This window comes from Peribacillus sp. FW305-BF15, from assembly GCF_058783805.1.
Genome location: NZ_JBYSYV010000004.1, coordinates 67803 through 84721, shown reverse-complemented (window position 1 = coordinate 84721; position 16919 = coordinate 67803). Strand labels below are relative to the sequence as shown.

Genomic DNA, 16919 nt, shown 5'->3' with positions numbered 1-16919 from the left:
TCATAATTCTGCATTTTACCTTCATCATAATGCAGTCCATCCCTCGATATTTGCATTATAACTTGAAAACCCATTGAATTCGCTTTCATTGTGATATCATTTTTTTACGATGTAAGTAATAGAGGGGGTTCAAATATGAATGCGGTTACAATTGTCATAGGCTCCATTTGTATATTAATGATTGCCTACCGTTTATACGGGACATTCATAGCACTCAAAGTATTAAAACTTGATGATTCCAAGCCGACACCGGCCCATAAATTAGAAGATGGAAAAGATTATGTTCCAACAAATAAATGGGTGGCATTCGGCCACCATTTTGCAGCCATTGCAGCGGCTGGTCCTTTGGTGGGACCCATCCTTGCTGCACAATTCGGGTATTTGCCAAGTTTATTATGGCTTCTGATCGGGGCTGTAATCGGGGGAGCGGTCCATGATGCCGTCGTGCTTTTCGCGTCGATGCGTAAAGACGGAAAATCCCTTTCGGAAGTTGCGAAAGAAGAACTTGGACCTGTAGCAGGCTTCTGTACAGGACTCGCGATGCTTTTTATCATCACGATCACGATGGCAGGACTTTCAATGGTCGTTCTGCATGCTCTGGAAAACAATCCATGGGGGACGTTCGCTGTCGGGATCACCATTCCGATCGCCATGGGTGTAGGGCTTTACCATAAAAAAACCGGCAACCTGAAAGGGGCGACCATCGTCGGGTTCGGGCTCATCATGGCCGCAATTTTACTTGGGCCGAACATTCAAGGAACGGCACTTGGCGACTTATTGACACTTGAGGCGAGCACACTTGCCATCATTTTGCCGATCTATGCTTTCTTCGCTGCCGCCCTGCCTGTTTGGCTGCTGCTGGCACCTCGTGATTACCTGAGTACATTTATGAAAATCGGTGTATTTGCCGCATTGATTATCGGCGTTTTCGTAGTGAATCCAGAAATCCAGTTTCCTGCGTTTACCGAATTCATTAATGGCGGGGGCCCGATTGTAGCCGGTCCTGTTTGGCCATTCATTTCAATCACCATCGCCTGTGGCGCGATTTCAGGATTCCATGCATTTGTCGGATCCGGTACAACTCCAAAAATGTTAAACCGATGGAGTGATATCAAATCCGTTGGTTTCGGAGCAATGCTTGTGGAATGTGTCGTTGCCATCATGGCATTGATTGCTGCGGTTTCACTGCAGCCAGGAGATTATTTTGCGATTAACTCCACACCTGAAGTATTTCAAACATTAGGTATGGAAACCATACATCTTGACGAACTCAGTGAAGAAATCGGCATTAATTTGGAGGGACGGACAGGCGGGGCAGTTACACTTGCTGTCGGCATGACCTATATTTTCACCGAAATCCCCTTCTTTGACAAACTGGCTTCATTTTTCTTCCAATTCGTCATCATGTTCGAGGCGGTGTTCATATTGACTGCCATCGATTCAGGGACACGTGTTGCCCGTTACTTAATCCAGGACTTCTTCGGGGAGTTCTATAAACCATTAAAACGAGTCGACTGGCTGCCGGGGAACATCTTCGCCAGCGCATTAGCCTGCTTTATCTGGGGATACCTGCTTTACTCTGGGGACATCGGTTCGATCTGGGCACTCTTTGGCGTATCCAACCAGCTCATGGCTTCGATTGGACTCATCATCGGTGCGACCGTCGTACTGAAAATCGCAGACAAACGCTGGTATATGTGGACATGCCTCGTGCCCCTTGCCTACTTATATGTAACAGTCAATGTCGCAGGGTACTGGATGGTGAAAAACGTATACCTGAACCCGGACTCTGCAGGATTCAGCATCTTGAACGGAATATTATCGATCACCATGTTAATCCTGGGCTTGATCATCCTGGTTGCCGCCTTGAAAAAATGGCGGGAGCTTTGGAAAATCCCTCAAGCAGAACTATTGAAAAGATCAGCCTAAGCATAAAAAATCCGGGCGGAAACTGCCCGGATTTTTGTTCGTTATGATGCCCACAATTAAAATCAAGACCCCAAAACCTGAAAAAGGAAAGTATCAATCACCACAACTTTGTTAATGATAGCAAATGAGGAGGTGTGATAAGATGGCAAAAGATGTTCTATGTGAAGTGAATAATTGTAAATATTGGGATTCTGGAAACAAATGCAGTGCAGATGCTATTTATGTTGTCAGCCATAAAGGGAACCATGCATCAAATAGCAAAGAAACGGATTGCAAAACATTTGATCCAGAAATTTAAAACATCGAGGGTAACCATCAACTGGTTACCCTTCTTTTATTTTATTATTGATAATAAAAATCATTTTCATTCAAGAATATAGAAATTCATTTTATTTTTCTTCATGAAAAGGATATTTGGGTGACAATATCGTGAGTTTGAGCGATTTATTCGTGATTTTGGCAGATATAAACTGAGTTTGATCGATAAAATCAAAAATTTGATCGATATCCACGAGAATTCGTGCGATAACCCCGTGAATTCGCCGTTTACTCGTGTGTTTGGGCCATTTACTCGAGTGTTTGGGCCATTTACTCGTGAGTTTAGGCAGTTTACTCGTGAGTCTAGGCAGTTTTACTCGTGAGTTTGAACAGTTTACTCGTGAATTTGCACTATTTACTCGTGAGTTTGGGCCGTTTACTCGTGAGTTTGATTGATTACTTTTGAAAGGGTCAGCCCGTCACCGATTGGGATTAGCATGGATTCCAGTTGAGGATGTTTGGCCACGGTTTCATTGAATGCCTTCATAAAGGCAGTGTGACGTTTAGGTTCAGCATCCGGATCTGCGACACTGCCCCTTGCAAGTACGTTATCCATGACGATTAAAGCGCCTGGCTCTGCGAGTTTAATGCAATATTGCAGGTAATTTTCATAATTGTCCTTATCAGCATCTATAAAGAAGAAATCAAATTTCTTGTTATCATGAGCGAGTTTTTCAAGGCTTAGCAGGGCTGCTCCGGTCATATAGGATACTTGATCGCCAAAGCCAGCTTTGGTTAGATTGCGATAAGCTAATTTTGCGTATTCCTCCTGTAATTCAAGGGAGGTTAATTTACCTTCGCTGCCGAATCCCCTGGCAAGGCAAATCCCGCTATAGCCTCCAAGAGCGCCTATTTCCAACACATTTTTAGCTCCTGAAATGGATATGAGCATGGTAAGAAGTTTTCCAGATGAGGGAGAAACCGATATGGACGGCATTCCGTTTTCTTGTATGGACGCAATGACTTCTTCCAAAAGATCATCTTCAGTATAAAATAATGAATCGATATAACTGTTAATTTGTTTCATTCATTTCCATTCCTTTCTCATTGGAAGTTTCCTTTTCTTCACTGCCCTTTTCGGCTGCTTCTTCATTTTCTTGTATTTCAAATAATTGAATGAATTCGTTGATTAACATATCAATCGCTTTTAATTCACCGACTAAGATTTGCTGAATGGATTGAAATTCTGGTTGATCTAACTGTTCCTTAATGGTTGAACGTTTAAGGTTCATCATGTCTAAAAAAGCGATGGCTCTTCCGCGGCGAAACGTTTTTGGGCCACGATGGTGTGCAGCATGGACTTTTCCTCTGTGATGTACATCTTTTTTGGATTTTTCATTTCTCATAGGAAAACCTCTTTCCGTGTATACATATGTATACATTTTTCTCTCTTGTGTTAAATGTATACATATGTATACAAAATGTCAAATGGCAAACGAATAGAAAAATTAAATTAAAAGTTTGTCTAAATTGTGAATTCGTTATTTAGAGGGGCAAAAAAGTACTTACATTCAAAGATTTTTTTTTGTTATAGTTACAAATAGACCGGTTGGTATGGCGGGGGTGTGCTACGGATATGGATACAAAATCGTTGATAATCGACAATGCAACGATTCTTTTCCAACAAAAAGGATATAAAGGTGTTGGACTAAGCGAAATCTTAAAAGTATGCAATGTTACGAAAGGTTCGCTTTATCACCATTTTCCTAATGGAAAAGAGGAATTATTAATCGCTTGCCTTCATTCTTTGAATGAAGTTATTACGATGGATATCGTGGATATTTTTGAACGATATCCGACAACGTTTGAAGCGACAAATTACATGATTGAAAAGCTGATCGTCAATTTAGAAAGGGAAGGGACGATTACGGGTTACACATTTAGCAGCATGGTAAGTGAAATGGCCACATTAAGTGATCCCGTACGAAAGGCTTGCGCCGATCTCTATGCGAAAATTCAGGGGATTTATTTTAAAAAGCTATTGGAAGATGGATATCCAAAAGAGTCAGCTTCCAATATGGCATTGATGATGACAGCCACTATCGAAGGGGCAATGATGCTTTGTTTGGCCGAAACATCGGCAAAGCCGCTAAAAGTAATTTCGCAATTGTTACCTAATATATTGAAGGAGTTTTAACAGTGGATAATAAACATATTAAAACAGGACCGATAATGGCTGCTCTTTTGGTAGCAGGCTTTGTTGGGCTTTTTAGTGAAACCGCATTGAACATCGCCTTAGGTGAATTGAGCCACATTTTTGGCGTGGATGCGACGACAATACAGTGGCTTGCAACAGGCTACTTTTTAACGCTTGGTATTTTAGTGCCGGTAACAGGAATTTTAATGCAAAAATTCACAACACGCCAAATGTTCATGGCGTCTTTATTCTTTTCGATTATCGGAACGGTCATTGCTGCAGTAGCACCGGTTTTTAGCGTGTTATTGACGGCCCGTGTCATTCAGGCAGCTGGACTGGCTATCATTTTGCCATTGACGCAAAGTGTCATTTTCACGATTTTTCCACCGAATAAACGCGGCGGGGCAATGGGTGTGATGGGCTTAGTCATCTTGGCGGGTCCAGCATTCGGTCCTACATTGGCAGGGATGATTTTAGATACGTTATCATGGCCTTGGATATTCTGGTTTACGATTCCATTCTTGTTATTCTCGCTTATCTTCGGCTATATCTATATTCCGAATGTCAATGAAACCAGGAAAGTATCAATCGATATTTTGTCAGTTGTGTTATCGACGATTGGCTTTGGTGGAGTTGTATACGGTGTAAGTGTAGGCGGGGATCATGGTTGGACTAGTATGACGGTAATTGGCATGATCATCGTTGGATTGATCGCCCTGATTCTCTTTGCAATCCGTCAAACGAAGATGGAAAACCCAATGTTGAATTTAAAAGCATTCAAATACCCGTTATTTGTGCTGGGCCTTGCGATGAACATGATTACGTTCCTTAACATGTTATCGATGCTGGTTGTGTTACCCATGTATATGCAAATGGCGCTATTGGTATCTGCGTTCGCCACTGGGCTTATCATGCTGCCTGGCAGTCTATTAAACTGTGTTTTTGCCCCGATCATCGGCCGGCTATTCGATAAATATGGACCACGTGCCGTAATTACACCAGGAACGATTCTGGTCGTCATTGGCTATGGGCTATATGCAATGTATGGAACGGACACAGCACTATGGATCATGGTTGTTACGCATATCGTGATGATGCTTGGCATTGGCATGGTACTTGCTTCCGTACAAACGAATACATTGAATGCATTGCCAAAACAATTCTATCCGGATGGCATTGCGATTACGCAAACATCTCAACAAGTATCAGGGGCAATTGGCATAGCGGTCATGGTTTCGCTATTCTCTGCGAAGCAAAATGGCTATTTGACTGATGTAGCAAATGATTTACCAGCAGCTGCTGCCTCTGGTTCATCACTTGTATTTAAAATTAGTTTGATTTTCGCCATCGTGAATGTGTTGCTTTCATTGTTCATGAAAAAACCGAAGTAACAAAGATAGAAAAACAGATCACCATTCAAACGGGTGATCTGTTTTTATTATTTTTGAACCTTACTAAGAAAATCCAAAAGCTGCTGTTTTTCCGTTTCATTCAAGTTGGCAAACTGTGATGCCTGAAAATGCTCTTGTTTTGGAACGACTTCATGAAAAAACTCTTTACCTTCCTCAGTCAATGACAGGTACTTCGTTTTCCATACCTGTTCCCGTTTAATCAATCCCAACTCTTCCATTTTCCTTAATAGTTGAGTGATATTGCCTTTCGTCACAAAAAGCTTGTTTGCCAGTTCCTGCTGAGACAATCGTTCATGGGAACCCACTTGAACCAAGATATCGAATTGGGCTGCCGATAGATTCCATTTCTATAAATGTTGATTGGATTCGCGGATACTCTGGTTATATATCCGTGTAATCCGGAACCATAACATTAAACCTAGTCTTTCCTCATTATAAGATGTGGAGGGATGCATGAAGGTCACCTCATACTTTCTTTGTTCCAATCTGTTTATGAATAAACCAATTGTGTGTCAGTATTATCGTTAAATACTCGTTTCTTTGATCCCTTTATTATGTAGTCGTTAGTTTAGCATAGATGATAAAGAACAGTGTTAATTCGGCTATTACCACAATATTCGGTACACCGACAAACAAATTAAAAATAAAAAAGACGGCTAAAATCCCTAAAAATAACCCTAAATGATATATTTGCAACCGCTGGTGCTTATGTCTATATTGGTGGAAAACAAACGTTGCTGACATGAAATAGAGCAATACGGAACCAAAAACAAAATAGAGGATAAATGAATAATGGACCTCATGTAAAAACAATAACCTGATGGCTGCTGCAATCATGCTTATAGACATTAAAATAAACAGATGACCGTAAATGATGATTTGGCCGGAAGATTGTACAGACTTGTCGACTTTCTTGTCCATATTATCGAAATATTGCCACCACATGGCTATTATCAGGGCAAATGAAATGATGGAAAAGGCTATCGAATCCCAATTTCCTTGTTTAGGTTGAATGACCGCAAGCGTGCTTACAAGAGCTTCCCCAAAGAGAATGATGGTAAATAGGCCAAAGCGCTCCAACAGGTGGGCCGTATTTGTAGGAACCTTTTCCAAGCACTTTCTTCCAAGGATCGGGACAATGATATCGACCAGGATGCCCAAATACAACACAGCATACCGAAGCCAAGAATCAAAAAGGACGGACAATATTGAAATGGCGATTCCAATCCAAAAATACCTTCCCAAAAAGAGTGCTGCCTTTTTTCGAAATCCCTCTTCTATCCGCTGTACAACGAGATATTGGATAGCAGTAACGGCTCTTAAACCAATATAACCAATTAAAAAAGAAAGGTAATAAGGATCAAAATCTGCAGATAAGCTTGATGTCATGATCAGGACAAAAAACATTTGCAATATCAAAAATAGCCGTTGATGAAATACATCCTTTCCAAACCGGTTAATAAATATGGTTTGCCCTACCCAAGCCCACCAGATAGGAATAAAAATCAGCACGAACTTTAATAAATACTCTGGATGGATATATCCATCTTCAACATGCAGTAAAACATGAGTTGCGCCCGCAACGGCCGCAACAAATAACAAATCATAAAAGAGCTCTAACCATGTAACTTTCTTTTCATCCATTTCTGTACTCCTCCCAACGCCTTATAGGTTATAGTATGTTGGAAACATTCAGAAAATGGAAGGGGTCCAATATAACTTTGAGGTAAGATATGAAGTTCTTTTTTCCCAATATTAAGTTAAGCCAAATTTAGTACATACAAGCTTGTAATCAGGAGTAACGTCGCTTTTTTACTTTTGGTATATTGTGGTGCCGCATGAGATAAACAGGGAGGGAAGTAGATGACCCGAACCATCGGCTTTATTTGCGGCAGTTTACGGGAAAATCCTTATAATCGAATCATTGCGCAAATATTGATAGATATGGTTGATTCGCATCAATTAAATCCGCCATCCAGGACGTCGACGTATTTATCGTAAGTCCTGAGTACGATTCTGGAATGCCAGACGTATTAAAAAATGCATTGGACTGGGCATCAAGACCTCGTGAGTCCGCCGTTCTTACCAAAAAACCAGTTGGCCTTGGCAGACAGTCGGCGGAAAGGGAGCGAATTTCTGAAATCAAGTTTTGTAAAATATGAACGTTGATTTCCCTTTCATTTTGATTAGATGAAGCCCTTTAAAACGCTCATTCCACCCCCTCAACTTTCATCCCCGAATCCCCTTTATACCTTGTCCTCATGACCTCACTTGCCTCCAAACTGCATATGTACAAACCTTCCAAATATAGCCTGTATTGAAAACTGATTACATGCAGTATTGTGCACAAATGTTTAAAGAGTATATTATTGTGCAGTAACCATGACAACATTCGGACTGAGAAACGCTACATTTTTAATAAGAAGTGAGATATCGTAGAAGCAGGGAGAGGGATTGAGAATGTTTTTAGATGAAAGAAGCGCCAATTTACTAAAACTATTACAGCATTCGCCCATTTCAAAAATGAAAGAACTTGAAGCCCAAACAGGTCTGACGAGAAGGCAGATTCAATATGGATTGAGCAAAGCGAATGACTGGCTCCAATTTCATGGATATCAACCGATTCAATATAATCGTGAAATGGGCTACTCCTTTTCTGAAACAATCAGGGATGAAGAATTGAATGTAAAACTGACAAAACGCAATTATATATTTTCAGAGACAGATAGGGAAAAGGTTTTTTACCTCATGATCCTGTTAAGCCAAGAAGAATTGTCCGTCTTTCATTTCCAGACGATCACCGGGGTTTCGCGAAATACGGTGCTGAAGGATTTAAAAAGACTTAAAGAGAAAAACAGGGACATATCGCTCAAGATCCAGTATTCCAAACAAGATGGCTACGTGGTGATTGGGGACAGCCGAACAAAGAGATATATCATTGAACGTCTCGTGCATGATGTACTGAACAGTCCCAATAGTGAATGGATCATGGAGTGCATATGGGGAAATCATGAAAAGCAAATCGGCTCGATCCGGTTGCAGCTTGAAAGGGCCGAACGTAAATTGGGCATCACCTTTACGGATGAACGGCTTCATGAACTGAGCTATTTATTTCTATGTACAGATCAGCTCATAGGAAAAGGGGAAGAGTTACAGGCCGACCAGAGCTGGGCGCCGTTTGTTGCGACGGAAGAATACAAACTGGTCGAGGAGATGACCGGGACGGATGCCTTTCAATCAGTATGGAGCGAAACGGAAAACTTATATGCAGCCTTACATTTATTGAGCATGAATCGAACGAAGGATATTTCCCCTCTTAAGGATGATGAAGTCATTCAACACCTTTTGCAGGAAATCGTGGAAGAATTCGAGAGGCTGGCATTTGTTCACCTGAAAGACAAAGAGCAGCTATGCCAGCAATTATACGTTCATTTTAAACCGGCATATTATCGCCTGCGGTATGGTCTCCCGCAAATAAATCCGATGACGGGACGGGTGCAGAAGGTATATCCCGAACTGCATCATTTGACAAAAAAATCCCTGTGGGTGCTGGAGAAAGAGGTTGGCTGTCCAGTATCGGAAGAAGAAGTGGCCTATTTCACGATTTATTTTGGCGGATGGCTGCGCAGGCAAGGCACAACATTGGATGATCGAAAACGGGCGATTGTCGTATGCCCGAATGGTATCGGCATCAGCAATATCCTCATTTATACATTAAGGGAGTTATTTCCTGATATTTTGTTCCTGGATGTTTTGTCCGTTAGAAATGCGGCTGAATACCCGCTGTCGTACGATCTTGTTTTCTCGACCGTGCATATGAGAACAAAAGCGGCATTATTCGTTGTACCGCCGATTTTGGAAATGCAGGACAAACATACATTGCGCCAGCAGGTCATGCAGGAATTGTATGGATATACGACGGAAAGTGTGGATGTTGCAGCTTTATTAAAGATCATTTCCAAGTATGCAACCATCCATGAACAGGATCAGCTTGAAAAGGCTTTGAAGTCGAATGTGTATACCCATACACCAAAAATAACCCAATTTTCTTTAAAGGAGGCAGAGAAGCCCGTGTTAGAAGAACTGCTCAATATGCAAACGATCCAATTACAGCAGCAAGTTTCCGATTGGAAAGAAGCGATTCAAGTCGCGGCCAAGCCTCTCGTGGACTTAGGTACCGTCGAAGAACGATATGTGGATGCCATGATCGAGGCCATAGAAACAAATGGCCCATATGTAGTGATAACGCCTGGAGTGGCGATTCCCCATGCACGCCCGGAGCAGGGGGTCAGGTCTTTATCCATGAGTTTGCTGAAATTGGACGAAGCCGTGGACTTTGCTCCGGATAAACCGGTTCGCCTGATTATCATTTTGGCGGCCGTAGATAACGATTCGCATCTGCGGGCATTGATCCAGCTCACTCAATTATTGAATGATCCGGCCAATATAGAAGAAATAGTAAGCACTTCAGATAAATCGGTCCTTATGGAGTACGTTCATAAATATTCGAAGGAGGAAGCGGAATGAAAATCATGGTAGTATGCGGAAACGGATTGGGAAGCAGCTTCATCATGGAGATGAATGTGAAGAAAGCATTGACGGAAATGGGGAAGACGGCCGAGGTGGACCATACGGATCTGGCATCCGCAAAAACGGTTCAAGCTGACATTTTCCTGGGGGCAGCGGATATTGTCGGCCAGCTGGATGATGGAACCCGGACGATCGTCACACTGGAGAACATGATGAGCATCCCTGAAATTAAATCTAAATTGGAAATGCATGTAGGATAAAAAAAGGAGAGATTGATATGAAGAAAATCATGGTAGTATGCGGAAATGGTTTGGGAAGCAGCTTCATCATGGAGATGAATGTGAAGAAAGCATTGACGGAAATGGGGAAGACAGCCGAGGTGGACCATACGGATCTGGCATCCGCAAAAACGGTTCAGGCTGATATTTTCCTGGGAGCGGCGGATATTGTCGGCCAGCTGGATGATGGAACCCGGACGATCGTCACACTGGAAAACATGATGAGCATTCCTGAAATCACATCTAAATTGACTTCACATCTATAAGAAGAAAACATAAAGAAGAGGGGGAGAGGCAATGCTGGAACTTATCATGAATGACATCTTGGGTACACCTTCCATACTTGTGGGGCTGTTTGCCCTCATTGGACTGCTGTTACAGCGGAAATCCAGTGCGGATGTCGTATCCGGAACGCTAAAAACCGTCATGGGCTTCATTATCATCGGAGCGGGAGCGGCAGTGCTCATTGGCGCCCTTGATATATTCAGTAAAATGTTCGATCATGCATTCAACGTACAAGGCGTCATACCGAATAACGAAGCCATTGTCGCAGCCGCCCAAAGTGATTTTGGGACTTCGACTGCACTTATCATGGTATTTGGGATGGTTGTCAATGTTTTGCTTGCTCGTTTCACGCCATTTAAATATATATTTTTAACGGGACACCATACCTTATTCATGGCTTGTTTACTTGCAGTCACCCTATCCGTCGGCGGGCTCAGCGGATTTCCGCTTATCTTGGTCGGCTCCATTCTATTAGGAGTATGCATGGTGTTGTTCCCAGCCCTCCTTCAGCCATACGTACGGAAGATTACCGGCAGCGATGATTTTGCCATCGGCCATTTCGGGACTATCGGATATTTCGTATCCGCGAATGTGGGAAAATGGTTTGGAAATAAGGAAAAAACGACAGAGCAAATCAAGGTTCCCAAGTCTTTAGGATTCCTGAGGGACACATCGGTCGCTGTATCGCTTACGATGACGATGTTCTTCGTGATCGTCGCATTGTTTGCCGGGCAGAACTATATTGAAACGGAATTATCCGGCGGTTCGAACTTCATCGTATTCTCTTTCATCCAGGCGATAACATTTGCTGCGGGAGTCTACATCATCCTTGCAGGAGTACGGATGTTAATTGCTGAAATCGTCCCTGCATTCAAAGGGATTGCCGATAAAGTGGCGCCGAATACAAAACCTGCATTGGACTGTCCGACCATCTTTCCATTCGCTCCAAATGCAGTGATCATCGGGTTTCTATTCAGTTTCCTGGCTGGACTACTATCCATGTTCCTCCTTCCGGCACTTGGATTGAAAGTAATCGTTCCTGGGCTCGTACCGCATTTCTTCACCGGAGCTGCAGCAGGTGTTTTCGGAAATGCCACGGGAGGCAGACGCGGAGCGATGCTTGGATCGTTTGCCAACGGACTCATCATCAGTTTCCTGCCGGCAATACTCCTGGTCTTCTTGGGGGATGTAGGGTTTGAAGGCACCACATTTGGTGATTCGGACTTCGGTGTGGTAGGTCTCTTGATCCTGAGTGTCATGAAACTTTTAGGATTATCCTAAACTGTTATACTGATAAGGTACAGAAATAAAAATATATGAATGAAACCAACAGCCTAAGATCTTATAGATAATGGGCTGTTGGCATTTCATCATCATTCTGATTTTAGAGGTGATTGGCATGGCCAACAAAGCAATTGTGCTTGATTTGGATGGCACGACATTGAACGAAAGAAATACTGTGAATGAGACGCTGGAACAATACATAGGCGAACTTAGGGAAAGTGGTAAGCTGATTTTCATTGCAACAGGAAGAACGCTGGAAGAGGTGAGGGACGTTTTGCCGGCCGGCATAGAGGCCGACGGAATGGTGACCGCCAATGGAATGTCCGTATTCATCGGAAAGGAACAAATTGTCGAACACGCCCTGTCGACGGAACTTGTCGAAGAATTGGTCGCCAAAGCAGGAGCGGAAGAGATTTTTTACGAAGTTCATCCGAACGAAGGAACACGGATGGCATTACTTAAAGATAAAGACTATATGGTTAAACAAGGTTTGAAACCAAAACCTGAAACAGTCGATGAAAATGAATGGCTATCAAGACAGGATGCAGTCGAAGACAAAATAAGATGGTCAGAACAACTGGATATAAAGAGCGTCGCCAAAATCTACTTTTTCAGCAATGAAATGAATACGATTCGAAAATGGAAAGCGGAGTTGGGGAAAATCAAGCAGTACAATGCCTTTACCACAGCTTCCTCCACCCATCATAATGTAGAAGTGACCGTGGAAGGCATCACAAAAGCAACAGGCGTTCAACTGCTGCTGAAACATTTTCAGCTAGCACCCGAAGAGATCCTCGCAGTAGGCGATGGCGAAAATGACCTCCCGCTATTTAAACTCGCCGGACATTGCGTTGCCATGAAAAACGCCACTGACCTGGTCAAAGAACAAGCCGATGAAGTGACGGAGTATTCATATCGAGAAGATGGACTGTATAGCTTTTTAAAGGGAATGTTTCACTGAAACCTGGAAGAGCGAGTGTCTTACGTTCCAAACAACGTATGAGTTTTGACAACTTAATTATGTCTACAAAACGGGTTCGGAATGGTATCATTCCGGATCTTGATATTAAACAATATTCCTTAATGGTTTTAAACTGTTTGAAACCCTCAAAGGATTAAAGAAATTTGCGACACTCCTGCCGAATAACAGGCTAGACGTGACCCCACAGACGCTTGCTTTGATGCGGCTTGGCAGACAGCCGGCGGAAAGGGAGCGGATTTCTGACATCAACTGGAACGTTTTTAGGTCCAGTCCTAATCGGCATCTTGATTGAAGTGTTTTCAAGATCCACAGGTTACCTGATCATGGGGGCATTATCAATTGCTTCAACCATTCTTATCAAAACCTCCATAAAACGCTCAAAAAAAGAAGCTTCCAAAGAAGAACTTCCTCTTGAAGAGATGCTGATTAATAGAAAATAATTTCCGAAACAGGAAAGAGCAGACCTTAACGGGTTTGCTCTTTTTTTACTTTTTTTAATGTTCAACTTCACGTTATCAATAAAATGCATGCAGATTGTCTTAATGGCCATAATGATTTTTATTCACAAAATTTCATTAATATTGACGGTATCAATCTATGACTTTATCATAACAGCAGGATAATGATAATCATTTTCAATTATGGTTAACTCGTGAAGAAGGTATAGATGACGGGAAGGGTGCAAAATATGAGGGAATTTAGAAAAGTAAGAGCGTTTGGGGGAGGAGCATTCACCCTGTTACTTGCTATTATGGTGATGTTATCAGGATGTAATAATTCTCAAAAAACAACAGAAGCAGAGAAGACTTCTGCCAAAACAAGTAATCAAGAAACACGGACGATTAAGCATGAAATGGGAGAAACGGAAATGAAAAATACTCCTAAAAAAATCGTTACGCTTGAGTTATCTTTCGTTGATTCTTTAAATGCCCTAGGGATAAAACCTATCGGGATTTCAGATGACAACAAAAAAGATATGATTACAAAACTTGTAGGTCAAGAAATGGATTATACTTCTGTAGGGACACGTGAGCAGCCTAATTTAGAGGTGATCAGTTCTTTACAGCCGGATTTAATCATTGCAGATGCTGAGCGGCATAAAGGGATTTATAAAGATTTGCAGAAGATTGCTCCTACCATCGTCTTAAAAAGCCGGGAATCTACCTATCAAGAAAACCTGGATTCTTTTAAAACGATTGCAAAGGCAGTGAATAAGGAAGATGCTGCAGAAAAAAGATTGAGCGAGCATGAAAAAACGATTAAGGAACTTAAAGCAAAGCTTACTGTTGATTCAAATATGACGGTTTTACCTGCAGTTGTACGAGATACTTCATTCCAAGCCCATACTTCATCTTCTTATGATGGAGAATTGCTTGAGCGCATGGGATTGAAAAATGCCATTCAGCAGAAACAGCCACATGCCGAGATGAACCTTGAGCAGCTTGTCGAGATCGATCCGGATGTGTTGCTTTTAGCGAACAATGAGGGTAAGTTACTTACTGATGAATGGAAAGACAATCCACTTTGGAAAGACTTGAAAGCTGTAAAAAACGGACAAGTGTATAGTGTTGATCGAGACTTATGGACGAGATACCGCGGTGTTGTATCAGCGGAGGCCATTGCTAAAGACACTTTAAACATGCTTGGAGAAGAATAGACGAACAAAAGCGAAGTAAGAGATCCCATTCTTACTTCGCTTTCCATTAGGTTTAAATTTTGTCAGGAAGTGTGTTGTATAGAAAATGGAAACTGTAGGTAGAAGTAAACTGAAAGTATTATGTACGGCTATAGCTGGGATCGTTTTGTTAATTTTAGGCATCCTGACGAGTATTTCTGTGGGAGCGTCCGATATTGATGCATCAATGGTTTTGAAGTCCTTTTTTGAGGCCGACTCGTCCAAGGAACAGACTATTATAAGGACTCTTCGATTGCCACGAGCTTTAGTTGGAGCGTTGGTCGGTGCCAATTTAGCGGTAGCGGGTGCTCTCATGCAGGCTATTACCCGGAATTCATTAGCTTCTCCACAAGTGTTTGGTGTTAATGCCGGTGCCTCATTTTTTATTGTGTCAGCTTTTGTTTTCTTTCCTAACCTTTCTTCCGTGACTCTAGTTTGCGTTGCATTCATTGGTGCAGCAGTGGGAGGGATGGCAGTCTATTCTTTTGCTTCGGGAGGAGGAATGACCCAAGTGAAGCTGGCATTGGCTGGAATGGCTGTTCACTTTTTTTTATCTTCTTTAACGCAAGGCATGATCATCTTTAATGAACAAGCGAAAGATGTGCTCTATTGGTTAGTCGGGTCAATTAATGGAAAAACATGGGCCCACGTGAACATGATTCTTCCTTGGTCTATCTTCGGGCTGCTTGTTGCTGCCATGTTCTCTCGATCTGTTTCTATCCTTGTCTTAGGAGAAAATATGGCGCAGGGACTTGGGCAGCGCGTGAACCGAATCCGTATTTTAGCAGGAATATTGGTGATCATTTTGGCAGGATCTTCGGTTGCCGTCGCAGGACCGGTAGGCTTTGTAGGTTTGATCATTCCTCATATCGTCAGGAGACTGGTGGGCGGGGATTATCGAAGGATCATCCCTTTTTCTGCATTATTCGGCGCTTTACTCTTAGTGTACGCAGATATTCTCGCACGTTTCATCGCTTATCCTTTTGAGTCGCCGGTAGGCATCGTAACCGCTATGATCGGTGCGCCATTCTTCCTTTATTTAGCGAAGAGAGGGAGGAATATTAAGCAATGAAACTAAAACGGACATTTGGGTTGAAATCAAATTTGCCCCCTTATTCCATTATCCTGTTGCTCTCGGTTACCGTGCTGATTTTAGCAATGGTGAGCCTGGGCTTAGGGGCCATTTATATTTCACCTTTAGAAATTCTCCAAAATTTCCTTGGAAATGGCATGCAAAGTCAGACATTCATTCTGCACAACTATCGCATACCGCGCATTCTGATTGCCGTGATGGTGGGGGCCGGATTGGCAACGGCCGGAGCCATTCTGCAAGGGGTCCTTCGAAATCCGCTGGCTTCTCCAGATGTGATTGGGGTAACAAAAGGGGCCGGATTGGCAGCAGTTATCGTCATTGTTTTATTTCCGCAATCGCCCATTATCATACTGCCTCTTTCAGCATTTATCGGAGCGGCGGTCATGGCTGCCATTTTGATGATATTTGTTTATAAAAAAGGAGCACAACCAAATACGATAGCTTTGGTCGGAATCGCTTTAGGGGCCATATGTCAAGCTGGCATAGAGTATTTCATGGTCAAGTTCCCGGATGATGTAAACACGACACTGCTGTGGTTGACTGGCAGTCTATGGGGAAGAGGATGGGATCAAGTATTCATTTTGCTACCATGTCTTATGCTTGTACCGGTATTGATTGCATTAACTTCAAAAATGGATGTACTGAGCCTTGGAGACGATATGGCCACAGGTCTCGGTGAAAGGTCAAAATTACTGCGTTATATATTGTTAAGCGTTTCAGTCATATTGATCGGAGTCTGTGTAGCTGCGGTTGGTTCAATCGGGTTCATTGGTTTGATCGCCCCCCATATTGCAAGGAGAGTGGTAGGGCCAAAATTCAAGGTTTTACTTCCCGCTTCAGCTCTTTTTGGTTCTATCTTTCTACTTGTTGCCGATAGCCTGGGAAGAGGATTATTCCCTCCAATAGAAATCCCTGCCGGAATTATCACTGCGGTGATTGGTGTACCATATTTTTTATATCTATTGCGCCGTGAAAGAAAAATAACATAAGGAAGGC

15 protein-coding genes and 2 pseudogenes are annotated in these 16919 nt (G+C 42.5%); 13 read left to right on the top strand and 4 right to left on the bottom strand.

Annotated features, from left to right (window positions below; all coding sequences use genetic code 11):
- Nucleotides 1-135: 135 nt before the first annotated feature.
- Complete coding sequence (gene cstA / locus AC3WLU_RS05330; RefSeq protein WP_492596924.1) at nt 136-1929, top strand: carbon starvation protein CstA; 1794 nt, start codon at nt 136-138, stop codon at nt 1927-1929.
- A gap of 142 nt (nt 1930-2071) precedes the next feature.
- Entirely contained in the window at nt 2072-2227 is a 156-nt protein-coding gene (locus AC3WLU_RS05325) for a DUF1540 domain-containing protein (RefSeq protein WP_082854535.1), read from the top strand.
- Between the two features lie 396 nt (nt 2228-2623).
- Here the strand turns inward: AC3WLU_RS05325 and AC3WLU_RS05320 are convergent, their stop codons facing one another.
- Nucleotides 2624-3274, bottom strand: a complete 651-nt coding sequence (locus AC3WLU_RS05320) for an O-methyltransferase (RefSeq protein ID WP_492596923.1) — start codon at nt 3272-3274, stop codon at nt 2624-2626.
- Nucleotides 3261-3593 carry a hypothetical protein gene (locus tag AC3WLU_RS05315; protein WP_487373776.1) on the bottom strand — a complete coding sequence of 111 codons (333 nt, stop codon included), beginning with the start codon at nt 3591-3593 and terminating at the stop codon, nt 3261-3263. The genes AC3WLU_RS05320 and AC3WLU_RS05315 overlap by 14 nt, the downstream gene beginning before the upstream one ends.
- Before the next feature lie 230 nt (nt 3594-3823).
- On the opposite strand from AC3WLU_RS05315, the gene AC3WLU_RS05310 reads away from it, so the two are divergent.
- The gene (locus AC3WLU_RS05310) at nt 3824-4384 is read left to right on the top strand and encodes a TetR/AcrR family transcriptional regulator (protein WP_262871398.1); all 561 of its coding nucleotides are present in this window, start codon (nt 3824-3826) and stop codon (nt 4382-4384) included.
- A gap of 35 nt (nt 4385-4419) precedes the next feature.
- Nucleotides 4420-5775, top strand: a complete 1356-nt coding sequence (locus AC3WLU_RS05305; protein ID WP_487373854.1) for a DHA2 family efflux MFS transporter permease subunit — start codon at nt 4420-4422, stop codon at nt 5773-5775.
- 47 nt (nt 5776-5822) lie between these two features.
- On the opposite strand, the pseudogene AC3WLU_RS05300 reads toward AC3WLU_RS05305, so the two are convergent.
- Both AC3WLU_RS05300 and AC3WLU_RS05295 read right to left on the bottom strand, forming a co-directional pair.
- Nucleotides 5823-6251 (bottom strand): annotated as a pseudogene (locus tag AC3WLU_RS05300) (MarR family winged helix-turn-helix transcriptional regulator).
- A gap of 97 nt (nt 6252-6348) precedes the next feature.
- Nucleotides 6349-7440 carry a low temperature requirement protein A gene (locus tag AC3WLU_RS05295; protein WP_413003934.1) on the bottom strand — a complete coding sequence of 364 codons (1092 nt, stop codon included), beginning with the start codon at nt 7438-7440 and terminating at the stop codon, nt 6349-6351.
- A 219-nt stretch (nt 7441-7659) separates the two neighbouring features.
- Between AC3WLU_RS05295 and AC3WLU_RS05290 the strand changes: the two are divergent.
- The 9 genes and pseudogenes from AC3WLU_RS05290 to AC3WLU_RS05250 form a co-directional block, all read left to right on the top strand.
- Nucleotides 7660-7901, top strand: a pseudogene (locus AC3WLU_RS05290) (NAD(P)H-dependent oxidoreductase); the annotation flags it as partial.
- Nucleotides 7902-8256: 355 nt separating this feature from the next.
- Nucleotides 8257-10323 carry a BglG family transcription antiterminator gene (locus tag AC3WLU_RS05285; protein WP_492596922.1) on the top strand — a complete coding sequence of 689 codons (2067 nt, stop codon included), beginning with the start codon at nt 8257-8259 and terminating at the stop codon, nt 10321-10323.
- Nucleotides 10320-10586 carry a PTS sugar transporter subunit IIB gene (locus tag AC3WLU_RS05280; protein WP_048883162.1) on the top strand — a complete coding sequence of 89 codons (267 nt, stop codon included), beginning with the start codon at nt 10320-10322 and terminating at the stop codon, nt 10584-10586. Before AC3WLU_RS05285 ends, AC3WLU_RS05280 begins: the two co-directional genes overlap by 4 nt.
- A gap of 17 nt (nt 10587-10603) precedes the next feature.
- On the top strand, nt 10604-10870 hold the full coding sequence (locus AC3WLU_RS05275; protein ID WP_053536259.1) for a PTS sugar transporter subunit IIB: 267 nt from the start codon (nt 10604-10606) through the stop codon (nt 10868-10870).
- 31 nt (nt 10871-10901) lie between these two features.
- Nucleotides 10902-12170: a PTS ascorbate transporter subunit IIC gene (gene ulaA, locus AC3WLU_RS05270; protein ID WP_063575201.1), complete on the top strand. Its 1269-nt coding sequence runs from the start codon at nt 10902-10904 to the stop codon at nt 12168-12170.
- Between the two features lie 118 nt (nt 12171-12288).
- Entirely contained in the window at nt 12289-13134 is an 846-nt protein-coding gene (locus tag AC3WLU_RS05265) for an HAD family hydrolase (protein WP_492596921.1), read from the top strand.
- A gap of 709 nt (nt 13135-13843) precedes the next feature.
- Complete coding sequence (locus AC3WLU_RS05260; RefSeq protein ID WP_440438453.1) at nt 13844-14812, top strand: ABC transporter substrate-binding protein; 969 nt, start codon at nt 13844-13846, stop codon at nt 14810-14812.
- 85 nt (nt 14813-14897) lie between these two features.
- Complete coding sequence (locus AC3WLU_RS05255) at nt 14898-15902, top strand: FecCD family ABC transporter permease (protein ID WP_492596920.1); 1005 nt, start codon at nt 14898-14900, stop codon at nt 15900-15902.
- Nucleotides 15899-16912, top strand: a complete 1014-nt coding sequence (locus AC3WLU_RS05250; RefSeq protein WP_440438452.1) for a FecCD family ABC transporter permease — start codon at nt 15899-15901, stop codon at nt 16910-16912. Before AC3WLU_RS05255 ends, AC3WLU_RS05250 begins: the two co-directional genes overlap by 4 nt.
- Nucleotides 16913-16919 lie beyond the last annotated feature (7 nt).

Bases quoted from the DNA above. Each gene is read 5' to 3' on its own strand.
- AC3WLU_RS05315 (WP_487373776.1), bottom strand. From the start codon at position 3,593: ATGAGAAATGAAAAATCCAAAAAAGATGTACATCACAGAGGAAAAGTC.
- cstA (WP_492596924.1), top strand. From the start codon at position 136: ATGAATGCGGTTACAATTGTCATAGGCTCCATTTGTATATTAATGATT.
- AC3WLU_RS05295 (WP_413003934.1), bottom strand. From the start codon at position 7,440: ATGGATGAAAAGAAAGTTACATGGTTAGAGCTCTTTTATGATTTGTTA.
- AC3WLU_RS05325 (WP_082854535.1), top strand. From the start codon at position 2,072: ATGGCAAAAGATGTTCTATGTGAAGTGAATAATTGTAAATATTGGGAT.
- AC3WLU_RS05320 (WP_492596923.1), bottom strand. From the start codon at position 3,274: ATGAAACAAATTAACAGTTATATCGATTCATTATTTTATACTGAAGAT.
- ulaA (WP_063575201.1), top strand. From the start codon at position 10,902: ATGCTGGAACTTATCATGAATGACATCTTGGGTACACCTTCCATACTT.
- AC3WLU_RS05265 (WP_492596921.1), top strand. From the start codon at position 12,289: ATGGCCAACAAAGCAATTGTGCTTGATTTGGATGGCACGACATTGAAC.
- AC3WLU_RS05285 (WP_492596922.1), top strand. From the start codon at position 8,257: ATGTTTTTAGATGAAAGAAGCGCCAATTTACTAAAACTATTACAGCAT.
- AC3WLU_RS05310 (WP_262871398.1), top strand. From the start codon at position 3,824: ATGGATACAAAATCGTTGATAATCGACAATGCAACGATTCTTTTCCAA.
- AC3WLU_RS05275 (WP_053536259.1), top strand. From the start codon at position 10,604: ATGAAGAAAATCATGGTAGTATGCGGAAATGGTTTGGGAAGCAGCTTC.
- AC3WLU_RS05260 (WP_440438453.1), top strand. From the start codon at position 13,844: ATGAGGGAATTTAGAAAAGTAAGAGCGTTTGGGGGAGGAGCATTCACC.
- AC3WLU_RS05305 (WP_487373854.1), top strand. From the start codon at position 4,420: ATGGCTGCTCTTTTGGTAGCAGGCTTTGTTGGGCTTTTTAGTGAAACC.
- AC3WLU_RS05250 (WP_440438452.1), top strand. From the start codon at position 15,899: ATGAAACTAAAACGGACATTTGGGTTGAAATCAAATTTGCCCCCTTAT.
- AC3WLU_RS05280 (WP_048883162.1), top strand. From the start codon at position 10,320: ATGAAAATCATGGTAGTATGCGGAAACGGATTGGGAAGCAGCTTCATC.
- AC3WLU_RS05255 (WP_492596920.1), top strand. From the start codon at position 14,898: ATGGAAACTGTAGGTAGAAGTAAACTGAAAGTATTATGTACGGCTATA.